The sequence below is a fragment of the Stenotrophomonas sp. STEN021 genome (assembly GCF_056760175.1).
Genome location: NZ_JBRREH010000012.1, coordinates 21,633 through 32,789 on the forward strand (window position 1 = coordinate 21,633; position 11,157 = coordinate 32,789).

At 60.9% G+C, this 11,157-nt stretch carries 7 protein-coding genes and 1 pseudogene; 1 reads left to right on the forward strand and 7 read right to left on the reverse strand.

Going from position 1 to position 11,157, the window contains the following annotated elements; all coding sequences use genetic code 11:
• Positions 1–94: 94 nt before the first annotated feature.
• Both ACVOL0_RS04140 and ACVOL0_RS04145 read right to left on the reverse strand, forming a co-directional pair.
• Positions 95–2,155 (reverse strand): S9 family peptidase, encoded by a 2,061-nt coding sequence (locus ACVOL0_RS04140; RefSeq protein ID WP_481548030.1) that lies wholly within the window; start codon positions 2,153–2,155, stop codon positions 95–97.
• A 283-nt stretch (positions 2,156–2,438) separates the two neighbouring features.
• Positions 2,439–4,430 carry an OPT family oligopeptide transporter gene (locus ACVOL0_RS04145; protein WP_481548031.1) on the reverse strand — a complete coding sequence of 664 codons (1,992 nt, stop codon included), beginning with the start codon at positions 4,428–4,430 and terminating at the stop codon, positions 2,439–2,441.
• A 211-nt stretch (positions 4,431–4,641) separates the two neighbouring features.
• On the opposite strand from ACVOL0_RS04145, the gene ACVOL0_RS04150 reads away from it, so the two are divergent.
• Positions 4,642–6,405, forward strand: a complete 1,764-nt coding sequence (locus tag ACVOL0_RS04150; protein WP_481548032.1) for a peptide MFS transporter — start codon at positions 4,642–4,644, stop codon at positions 6,403–6,405.
• A gap of 272 nt (positions 6,406–6,677) precedes the next feature.
• Here ACVOL0_RS04150 and ACVOL0_RS04155 read toward each other — a convergent pair whose 3' ends face one another.
• From ACVOL0_RS04155 to ACVOL0_RS04175, 5 genes and pseudogenes are all read right to left on the reverse strand, one after another.
• Positions 6,678–8,636: an alpha/beta hydrolase family protein gene (locus tag ACVOL0_RS04155; protein ID WP_481548051.1), complete on the reverse strand. Its 1,959-nt coding sequence runs from the start codon at positions 8,634–8,636 to the stop codon at positions 6,678–6,680.
• A gap of 231 nt (positions 8,637–8,867) precedes the next feature.
• The gene (locus ACVOL0_RS04160) at positions 8,868–9,845 is read right to left on the reverse strand and encodes a hypothetical protein (RefSeq protein WP_481548033.1); all 978 of its coding nucleotides are present in this window, start codon (positions 9,843–9,845) and stop codon (positions 8,868–8,870) included.
• A 181-nt stretch (positions 9,846–10,026) separates the two neighbouring features.
• Positions 10,027–10,353: a hypothetical protein gene (locus ACVOL0_RS04165; protein ID WP_481548034.1), complete on the reverse strand. Its 327-nt coding sequence runs from the start codon at positions 10,351–10,353 to the stop codon at positions 10,027–10,029.
• Positions 10,354–10,426: 73 nt separating this feature from the next.
• A pseudogene (locus ACVOL0_RS04170) lies at positions 10,427–10,564 on the reverse strand (integrase core domain-containing protein); the annotation flags it as partial.
• 67 nt (positions 10,565–10,631) lie between these two features.
• Complete coding sequence (locus tag ACVOL0_RS04175; RefSeq protein WP_481548035.1) at positions 10,632–11,051, reverse strand: hypothetical protein; 420 nt, start codon at positions 11,049–11,051, stop codon at positions 10,632–10,634.
• Positions 11,052–11,157: the final 106 nt, after the last annotated feature.

The window sequence follows — 11,157 nt, forward strand, 5'->3', positions numbered from 1 at the left end:
GCTCTCCTTCGCGACTGCCGAGGTGATGGCCCTACGAACGGTGCCATCGCCTTGAAAAAAGGGGCGCGCCATCGACACGCCCCTTTCCATCCACTTACTGGCCGATGTGCTGCTTCAACCAGCCATTGACCGTGTCATGCCACTGCACGCTGTTATGCGGCTTCAACACCCAATGGTTTTCGTCAGGGAAGTACAGGAACTTGGACTCGATACCCTGACGCTGCAGCGCGGTGAACGTGGCCAGGCCCTGCTCCACCGGGATGCGGTAATCCAGCTGGCCCTGCACCACCAGCATCGGCTTCTTCCAGTTGGCGACGTGGTTGACCGGGTTGAACTTCTCGTAGTTCTGCGGCACGGCGTACGGCGTACCGCCCTGCTCCCACTCGGTGAACCACAGTTCTTCGGTGGCATAACCCATGGCGCGCTGGTCGAACACACCGTCGTGGTTCACCAGGCACTTCCACGGCTCGTTCCAGTTGCCGGCGATCCAGTTGACCATGAAGCCGCCGTAGCTGGCGCCCAGCGCACAGGCCTTGTCGCCGTTGAGGAAGCTGTACTTCTGCTGCGCCGCGGCCCAGCCCTTCTGCAGGTCTTCCAGCGGGCGGTCGCCCCAGTGCTGGCTGATCGCATCGGTGAAGGCCTGGCCGTAGCCGGTGGAACCGTGGAAATCGATCATCACCACCGCGTAGCCCTGACCGGCATAGGTCTGCGGGTTCCAGCGGTAGCTCCAGCCATTGCCGAAGCTGCCCTGCGGGCCACCGTGGATCAGGAAGGCCACCGGGTACTTCTTGCCTTCCTGGTAGTTGTGCGGCTTGACCACATAGCCGTGCACGGTCTCATCGTTCCAGCCCTTGAACGAGAACTGCTCGAAGTCACCGAAGTTCACGCCCTCGAGCATTTCGCCAGCGCTCTGGGTGATGGCACGCTGCGGTGCGCCGGCAGCGGTGCTGCTGGTGAACACCTGGTCGCCGCTCTTCAGCGAATTACGGGTGAAGGCCAGCGCATCACCGGCGATGTCGAAGGAGGAGATACTGCCCTCGCCCACCAGCTTGGTCGGCTCGCCGCTGGCGATATTGACTGCGAACAGCGGGTGTTCGCCCATGTCCTGCGCGGTGGTGTAGATGGTCTGCCCGTCGGCCGACAAGGTGATGCCATCGGCCGAACGGTCCCACTGTGCGGCGATTTCCTTGACCTTGCCGCTGGCCACGTCCATCGCCATCAGGCCGAAGCGGTCAGCCTCGAAGCCCGGGCGCTTCATCGCGCGGTAGAACAGGGTCTTGCCGTCGGCGCTGAACACCGGGCCGGCATCCCACGCGGGGTTGGCAGCGGTCAGATTGACCGGTGCCTGCTTGCCGGCAGCATCGAGCTTGTACAGGTCGAAGTTGGTCGACCACGGTTCCTTGCTGCCCTGCACGCGGATGCTGGCCACCACGGCCTTGCCATCCGGCGACCAGACGAAGTCTTCATTGCCGCCGAACGGCTTGGACGGTGCATCACCGGCCAGCGTCGCGCTGATCGCCGATGCGCCCTTCACCGCAGCTGCGCCTGCAGCCGGCAGCGGGGCCACGAACAAGGTGTTGCGGCGACCGTCGGCCCAGGTATCCCAGTGCCGCACGAACATGCTGTCGTAGACCTGGCCGCTGCTCTTGTCGGCCTTTTCCTTCTCAAGACGCTTGCTGGTGCAGGCCAGGTCCGAGCCGCAGTCCTGGAACACGCCGGCGCTGAACAGCACGCGGTCGCCCTGCGGCGAGATGCGGTAGCTGTCCACGTCCAGCGCGAAATCGGTGAGCTGACGCGGCTCGCCGCCGGCCAGCGGCATCACGTACAGCTGCTGGCTACCGTTCTTGGCGCTGAGGAAGTAGACGTTCTGGCCTTCGATCGAGGCCGAGTTGACGTTCCAGCCGGCCGGGGTCAACTGCTTGGGCGGCGCCATGTCGCGGGTGCGCAGGTCGCGGATCCACAGGCTGTTGCTGGCCTTGAGGTCGGCATCGACGATGCGCTTGGCAAACACCACCTGCGCGCCATTGGCGCTGAGCAAAGGCGCGGAGGCGCGGTCCAGCTTGACCATGTCGCGGACTTCAAAACCGCGCGCACTGGCCAGCGACGGCAAGGCGGCCAGCAGGCACAGCGGCAACAGGGCGTGACGAAGCTTCATGGGCAACTCCCAGGCAAAGGCAAACCCCGATGGTAGGCGGCCAGCCTGCCCCACTGCAAAGGCTTGAAGTCATGCCAGGGCAACCGCCGGAAACAGCAAAGCCGCCCGAGGGCGGCTTTGGCTTCAGCTCCCTCCCTTTGGCCGCAGGCCAAGGGGAGGGTTGGGGAGGGGTGCTTCGGCTTCGGCTTCGGCTCTAAAGCTTCAAGCCTACTTCCAACTCAAAACCAAAAGCTCCCCTCTTCCGCCCTTCGGGCACCTTCTCCCACAAGGGGAGAAGGGAAAATCAGGCCTTCGCCGCCGGCTCGCCCTTCTTGCCGATGCGGTACATCAGCAGGCCAACCAGGAACAGCACGAACAGGCCAACCCAGGCCGACAAGGTTGCCCAGGTGTCGGCAAAGCCACCCAGCGGCAGCGCCAGCACGTCGCCCTGCCCGCTCACCACGATCGGCACCGCAATGGCGATACCCATCAAGGCTTCACCGGTGATCAGGCCAGCGGCAAAAAGCACGCCCGGGCGGTGCACGCGGTCACGGCCTTCTTCGTCGTCGGCACGCAGCTTGTGGAAACGCTCGACCAGGTGGGCCAGCAGGCCGCCCAGGAAGATCGGCACCATCAGCTCCAACGGCAGATAGATACCGATGGCAGCGGCCAGCACCGGCACCCGGAAACGCTTGCCGGTCTTCTTCAGCCACTCGTCAACGGCAATGATCACCGCGCCGACGCCCGCGCCCAGTGCGATCATCGTCCACGGCAGTTCGCCACCGAACAGACCACGGGCCACCGAAGCCATAAGGTTGGCCTGCGGTGCAGCCAGCGAGTTCGGGTGCTCGGCGGTCGGTGCGCCGATGCCATAGGCATGGGCCAGCAGGTTCAGCACCGGCGCCATGATCAGGGCGCAGGAGAACGCACCGATACCCAGCATCAGCTGCTGCTTCCACGGCGTCGCGCCGACCAGATAACCGGCCTTGAGGTCCTGCAGGTTGTCACCGCCAACGGCGGCCGCACAGCAGACCACCGCACCGATCATGATCGCGGCCACCGCACCCAGCGGAGCACCACCGACGCCAACTGGAATCAGGCCGTCCTTGCCCAGCAGCAGCACCAGCACCACCGAGGCGAACAGGATGGTGGAAATGGTGATGCCCGAAACCGGGTTGTTGGACGAACCAATCAGGCCAGCCAGATAGGCCGACACCGACACGAACAGGAAGCCGGCGACGATCATGATGATGGTCATCGGGATCGACACGTGCCACTGGCCGACGATGGCCTGGTACAGGCCCAGCAACGGCAGTGTGAAGGCGATCAGGGCGATCAGCATCCACTTCATCGGCAGGTCGCGCTCGGTCTCGGCCAGCGCCGGGCCACTGCTCTTGCGGGCAGCGGCGAAGCCGCTCTTGACACCATTGAGCAGCGACTTGCGCAGCGAGAACAGCGTCCAGACGCCGCCGATCAGCATCGCGCCGACACCCAGGTAACGGATCTGCGAACCCCAGATCGCGAAGGCCGACTCGGCCGAGCCGGCGTTGGCCAGCGATGCGGCCAGGTCCGGGTTACCGCCCAGGAAGAACGCCTGGTACAGCGGAATGGCGATGTGCCAGGACAGAATCGAGCCGGACACCACCACGATGCCGACGTTCAAACCGACGATGTAACCCACGCCCAGCAACGCCGGCGACAGGTTGGTGCCGATGAAAGCGGTGATCTTGGAACTGCCGACATAAGCGGACTGCGCCCAGGCATCCGGGAAGATGCGCAGGCCCGAGGCCGCGGCCAGCTTCACCAGGCCGCCGATGGCAGCCGAGATACCGAGGATCTTCATGCCCGGGCCCGGGTTTTCACCGGCCTTGAGCACTTCAGCAGCTGCCTTGCCTTCCGGGAAGGGAAGCGGATCTTCGACGATCATCGAGCGCCGCAGCGGCACCGAGAACAGCACGCCCAGCAAGCCGCCCAGGCCGGCGATACCCAGCACCCACCAGTACTTGAAGTCCGGCCAGTAACCCATGATGACCAGCGCCGGGATCGTGAAGATCACACCAGCGGCAATCGACGAACCGGCAGAAGCACCGGTCTGGACGATGTTGTTTTCAAGAATGGTGCCGCCACCGAGCAGACGCAGCACGCCCATCGAGACGACGGCGGCCGGAATGGCGGTGGCGATGGTCAAGCCTGCGAACAGGCCCAGGTAAGCATTGGCGGCAGACAGCACCACAGCCAGCACGACGGCAAGAACCACCGCGCGGAATGTGAGCTGCGCAGGCGCAGCGTTGTTCATGGAAAGCCCTTGGATGGCAAAAAAACCCTCGCCACGCTAACGCCCGCTTAACAGCAAGTCCAGTCGCGACGCCGCACGGCCCCCTGTGCGGCACAGCCAGCGCCCGGATTCAGCACAGTCCGCCAGCGGTTTTATCCAATGCTGCGCTGCAGGCGATGCGCGCAGGACGCCGCGCCTATACTCGCGACCTTCGATTTTTTGACGCTTGCCCATGTCCACAACCTCCCTGCCAGCGACCGGCACCGACGACTTCCTCGGGCACCCCAAGGGCGTCTACGTCTGCTTCTTCACCGAAATGTGGGAGCGCTTCTCCTTCTACGGCATGAAGGCCTTGTTGTTGCTCTACCTCACCAAGCACCACCTGTTTGGTGACAAGGCCGGGCTGGACCTGCTCGGCGCCTACGGCGGCCTGGTCTACTGCATCCCGGTATTTGGCGGGCTGCTGGCCGACCGCTGGCTGGGCATGCGCAAGGCGGTGGTGTTCGGCGGCATTCTGCTGGTACTCGGCCATGCCGGCATGGCCTTCGAAGGCCACGCGGCGCATCGAGTGGCCGGCGAAGTGGTCCGCGACGAGGGCGCGCTGTCGATCACCTACCTGTCGCTGGCGCTGATCATCATGGGCGTGGGCTTCCTCAAGCCGAACATCTCCACCATCGTCGGCAAGCTCTACCCGGACAACGATCCGCGCCGCGACTCAGGCTTCTCCTTGTTCTATGCCGGCATCAACCTCGGCGCCCTGTTCGCCTCGCTGGTCTGCGGCTTCCTCGGCGAAGCCTATGGCTGGAAGTACGGCTTTGGCGCCGCCGGCATCGGCATGCTGGTTGGCCTGGCGATGTTCCTGTGGGGGCAGAAGTACCTGCACGGCCATGCCGAGCCGCCGCAACCGGCCACCCTGCGGGAGCGCGTACTGGGCTTGCCGCGTGAGTGGTTGATCTACGCCGTGGCTATTGTTGGCGTAGTGCCGGTGGCAGCGCTGATGTGGGCCGCGGCCAATGGCGCCTTCGCACTGGGCGGCGAAATCAGCCTGGCGCTGATGCTGATGATCGTGGTGCTGGGCGGCGTACTGCTGTGGTTTGCCTGGTTCACCGGCACGCAATGCACACCGGTGCAGCGCCAGCAGATGATCGCGCTGATGGTGCTGATCTTCATGGCACTGGTGTTCTTCACCCTGTATGAGCAGACCTACGGCTCCTGGGTCACCTTCACCGACCGGCTGTTGAGCAAGGATCTGGTGCCTTCACTGGTGATCCGCGAAGGCACGCCGCTGCCGTGGTCCATCGTTTCGCTGCTGCTGGCGCCGCTGGGTTTCGTGGTGGCCGCGCGCCTGTCCGACCGCAACCCCGCTTCCGCCGCACCGCGCCTGCTGTTTGCGCTGATCGTTGCCGCCATGCTGGTGATGCTGGTGCGTGACTGTCTGGTGCTGCCGCAGACCGCCGGTTCGCTGACCTATCTGGGCGCACTGTTCCTGGTGCTGCTGGCGCCGCTGTTTGCCGCGCTGTGGGCATGGCTGGACAAGCGCCGGCTGGATCCGTCCAAGCCGCTCAAGTCATCGTTCGGCCTGGTCTTCGGCGCCTTGTCATTCGTTCCGCTTGCGCTGGCCGCGCAACAGGTGGGTGCCACCGGCGAGATGGCCAGCGTGTGGTGGCTGGTGCTGGCCTACCTGATCCTGGAAATCGGCGAGATGTGCCTGTCGCCGGTCGGCCTGTCGGCAGTCACCCAACTGGCCGCACCGCGCGTGGTCAGCCTGATGATGGGCACCTGGTTCCTGGCCACCGCATTCTCCGAAACCCTGGCAGCCTTGTTCGGCAAGCTCGCCGCCATCGATGTACCCAAAGGCGAAGTGATGAACATCGCCGAGGCCGCCGGCCGTTACGAACACCTGTTCTGGCTGCTGATGTGGATAGGCCTGGGCTGTGCGGTAGTCGCCCTGCTGGCCTCGCCGCTGCTGAAGCGGATGATGCACGGCGTGCGCTAACCCCGCTTTTGTAGGAGCGGCATATGCCGCGAAGCTGGCACCGCTTGCGTGACAGCAACATCCGCAACCTGATACAGCATCAGCTTCGCGGCTGACGCCGCTCCTACAACCGACCGCGCACGTGCTGAAGACAAGCTTGTGGGAGCGGCGTAAGCCGCGAAGCTCGCACCGCTTGCGGGCAGCAACATCCGCAACCTGACACAACTTCAGCTTCGCGGTTTACACCGCTCCCACAAAAATTCAAGGCCAGCGCCCGCACCCCGAACAATCGACTACTGCGCCGACTCTCCACCCAGATGCTGCGACAGGAAGCTCAACAACTTGCCGTAGTATTCGCGCTGATGCGGCTCGGTATAGAAACCATGCCCTTCGGTGTTGAAATACAAAGACTCAACCGGCACGCCAGCTTTCTTCAACGCCGCCTCCATCATCCGGGTGTGTTCGATTGGCGCGATCTCGTCTTCGCCACCAGCTGCAAGAAACACCGGAACCTTGATTCGATCCGCAAACCGGTTCGGCGACGCAGCAGCCAGCGCGGCCTGATCCTCGCCAACCCAGTCCTTGGACCAGTTGCCAAGGCTACGTGCAGTGCGCGCATCCGCACGCTGCATCATCGGCAAGTCGTAAACACCTACATAGCCGGCAGCACAGCGATAGAGCGAGGGCTCCTTTGCTGCGCCCATCAGCGCAGCGTAGGCACCGTAGCTGGCACCGTAGATACAAATCTTTGTTGCATCCGCCTGTCCTTCGCGGATCGCCCAGCGCGTCGCGTCGGTAAGATCGTCCTGCATGGTTCCGCCCCATTGCTGCGCACCGACACGCCGGAACTCCCAACCGTAGTTTCCCGAACCTCGATAGTTGACCTGCATTACCGTATAGCCCGCTGCCGCCAACATCTGCGCATCACGGTCGTAGCGCCATTCGTCGAAGATCCCGTATGGCCCACCATGCGGCATCAACACCATCGGCCGCGGGCCCGTGACCCCACGTGGCTTGGTGAGGTAACCGTGGATCTTCAATCCATCGCGTGCAGCGAAGCTGAAGGGTTCAACCACGGCCGCGGCGTCCGGGTCGATCCAGCTGCCGCTGGCGACCACGAAATTCAGCTTCTTGGCCGCAGAGTCGTACAGATAAAAATCACCCGGATTGCTGCCAGACCACACTCTCACCATCGATAGCTGGCCGTCTTTGGTACTGGAAGTGATTCGCACTGACTGCCCGGGAAATGCAGCTTCCAGACTACGGACCAAACGCGCTTCAGGCACACCATCATCAAAAAACACACTGCGATGGCGCCCATCCATTATCTGCGCACCCACAGGCACGCTCGTGCCGGTGCGATAGATAATGGACCACGGGTCTGCTGCCTGGTCATGCAGCACGGTGGTACGGGCATTGGTGGCAGGATTCCAAGCCACGATACTGTCTGGCCCCTTGCCATCACCGCGCACCTGCAGATAGGCCAAGGTGTTGTCTGCCGAGAAGCCCAACGGCAGCTCAATGCGGCCATTCGCTTTCTGATCGTTGATCAAGCGCCAGTCGCTGCCTGCGGCATCGCGGTAATACAGCTTGCTGATGTTGTCCAAACCCGAACCCAGCGCCAGACGCACCTCGCCGGTGTTATCCGTGACAAAGCTGGCGTTGCGCACTGGCACCGTTGCGGCCACCGTACGACGCCCGCTGTTTACATCCAGCCGCTCCGCACGGGTGAATGGCTCCATCGTGCCCAACGGCCATGTAGACACCACCACGTTCCGGTCGTCTGCTGGCAAGGCATCGACCAGGAATGCGGCCACACTCTCCACCTTTTTGGGCTGGATACGGGTACCTGGGCCATTGCCTTGCACGCGGAAACCAACCAACAACTCCGCCTGCCCGCCATCAGCGTTCATGGCATACAGCTCGCCGGTCAAACGCGGCTCGTCCAATAGGCCAAACTTCTCGGCGATGCCAATCAGCACGCGCTCGTCGTTTACCCAATCGAAGCTGTTTACATGCATATTGCGCTGCAGGACGAACGCCCCGGCTTTCTTGTTGCCCTCACGGGTAAAAATAACAAGTGCCGTTTTGTCTTCCAGAGGCACAGTAGCCGCGTAGTACTTGCCCGATGGCGACAACTTGATGTCGTTGAACTCATCCTTGCGAATGAAATGCCCCAAATCCACAGCAGCCCAACTACTGGCCGAACAGAAAGACAGCACCAAAGCCATCCCCAGCTTCATCATCTGCATCTTGCCCCCCATTGAACGGGCATCCGACCCGCGTTGGGCGATTCTAGCCGCCTGGTTCAGGGATTTACCAGACGGGGGATCTGCATATACAGCAAGGCAGGAAATCACCTTCGAAGTTCCGTGGAAAAGCGGAGATCGCAGCGACCCGCCCGGCACATAAAGCGACTACAGTGCGGAGATTCGGTCATGGACCGGAATCATAATGTCGGTCAACGAAGGCCCCGCATTGCTTTATCCCTTGTGGGCCGCAGCCAGATGATAAGCATCATGCAGCATGCCGACGAAGACCTGCCGCTGTCCTGCATCCAGCACCACCGACTCTCGAAACTGGTCAATAGAGCCAGCCCAATCGTCCAGGGAATCATCGTTGTAGATCGCCTGATACGCATCCCATGCACCAGCGGCCCGCAGGTATAGCGTCTGCGCGAACAGCTCCAACGCCTCCCCATTCGAGAGTTTCAGCGGCCTGCTGGTCTGGGTGTGACTGAGTACCTGCCGCAACACCGGGTCGTCATTGAGTTGCGATGCCCATACATGACCATTCAGATGTTGGCGAACGAACTCCAGAATCCCGGCATGCTCATCAGCCAGCCCATTGGCATAAATATAGTCAGACAGCCGCAGATGGCGTCCGTCGAACAGCCACTTGACCACCAGCGTGGCCGCCGGCTTCACCGTGTTATGCACATTGGTCTGATCGAACTCGTGATGCCCCATGAACTGACGATCCTGCACGATGTTCACCTGCATTGCGTCCACCCGCTGCTTCCTGGGACAGAACCAAAGCTTCAGCTCCACATCCGCACCAAGCGGCTTCTGAAACAGCTGCGTATCGGTATACGTGTCTACATTCCCATCGAAGAACGACATGCACTCATCAAAGTCGGCATCTGGCCCCACGAAACCATCCCAGAACCCAGTAGGCAACGCGACGTTACCCTTCGGCTTGCGTGAGAACAGCAACACGGACTGCAGATGGCAGAGCAAGCCACCGCGCGGGCCGCCTACCGGCGGATAGAAACGGTCGTTGATGATGTCGAACCCGAAGTAATACTCCATCTCATGGCGCTTGTCCTTCACGCTCCTGGTGCCCTGATTCGCAGTGACAGACACCGGTGGTTTTCCGATTCCAAGCTGCTCGAACCAATCCACGAGCTGCGGATCGCCACCTTTGGCGCCAACCAGACTTACGAGATCAGAAACGTGCATGGTGTCTTCCGTGAGACCTTAACTTTCATAGCATACGGCACGCGAATTGTCCGCGGGCTAATCCCATGGAGAACCAAGCGCTTGATCTGCAACTATTGTGGTGACCACCTATCTGCCTGAGGTTAGTTTCGCCGAATTCCTCTACTTTTGAATGGCTCAAAAAGCTGGGAGGTGGTCACTCCTATTTCAAGATTTTCGCCAAGCTAATATCTGCCTCATCCTTTTCAACGCCCGGATCTAGATGAGCCGAAAGGAATCCATAATAATCCACAAGAAATTCGACTGAAGATACCCCTAGAAGCTTGGCCTTTCTCAAGATCAAAATTCGCTCATCCACCGGAAGCTCCCAATTTTCATCATCCAAAATACATCGCTCGAGAACAACCGGATCACTCGTATCGTCCAACGCACAATTAAGATCCCGCAACGCAGCACCCCAGCGATCGGATTCACTATCATAGTCCCGATACATTATCTTTATCCGATCAGCGCACTCGAACAAATTCATGGCAACCTCGTCATTGCGGATAGTAAGTTGTAACCGGCAATCCTCCGGCTTTTAGTGACTGCCAAAATTGGAGCTATGTGGGGATCGCTAGTTTCATTGCTGGCGTTATGCCGCCGAGCGCCATGTTGGGGCGCTCGTGGTTGTACGTCCATAGCCAGCGTGTGGCCTTGTCCTGCACCTGCTCGATGGTGTCGAACAAGGTCGTGGCCAGCGCATCCGCCAACCAAGAACGAGACCGGCCAGGAGTAGACCTGACACCACTCCAAAACTTTCTCAGCCTACGAAATGACACATATCGCAGTAACCACCTGCCTTGGCTCATCCTCTAGAGGAACCCCACACCCCGTAATCTCCACACCGCCAAAACGCGCATCGGCGTAGAACCACTCCTCAGCCTCATCGAACTCCAAGTCAGTGAATTTCAGAAGATCTGAAACCAAACTTCCCAAACCAAGCCCCCCTGGCAAAATACCTTTGTAAACAAAATTGCGCACTGGCTCACCAGGAAAGCTAAAGTCATATGCCTTAACAGCATAGACAACACCTTCCTTAATCCTCACTGACAGCGCAGGAGTTCCCTTGTTAAACTTATGAATAAGATGATCATCGTTAAGAAAAAAAAATAAACTACCATCCCCACGCTCATCCAAATCAGCGCTGAAACGAAGAACCGGCGAGCCGTCAAATTGGTAAAGCATACAATGCTCGTCGATTATGTACGTCGCGAGAACGGCCATCAATAAACCCTTATCAACATGCAGCGGCACCCCCGCTAACGACACAGAGGGTACAATCGGCGCACTC

Coding starts and splice junctions, on each gene's coding strand:
- ACVOL0_RS04150 (WP_481548032.1), top strand. CDS start 4,642: ATGTCCACAACCTCCCTGCCAGCGACCGGCACCGACGACTTCCTCGGG.
- ACVOL0_RS04140 (WP_481548030.1), bottom strand. CDS start 2,155: ATGAAGCTTCGTCACGCCCTGTTGCCGCTGTGCCTGCTGGCCGCCTTG.
- ACVOL0_RS04160 (WP_481548033.1), bottom strand. CDS start 9,845: ATGCACGTTTCTGATCTCGTAAGTCTGGTTGGCGCCAAAGGTGGCGAT.
- ACVOL0_RS04165 (WP_481548034.1), bottom strand. CDS start 10,353: ATGAATTTGTTCGAGTGCGCTGATCGGATAAAGATAATGTATCGGGAC.
- ACVOL0_RS04155 (WP_481548051.1), bottom strand. CDS start 8,636: ATGCAGATGATGAAGCTGGGGATGGCTTTGGTGCTGTCTTTCTGTTCG.
- ACVOL0_RS04175 (WP_481548035.1), bottom strand. CDS start 11,051: ATGCTTTACCAATTTGACGGCTCGCCGGTTCTTCGTTTCAGCGCTGAT.
- ACVOL0_RS04145 (WP_481548031.1), bottom strand. CDS start 4,430: ATGAACAACGCTGCGCCTGCGCAGCTCACATTCCGCGCGGTGGTTCTT.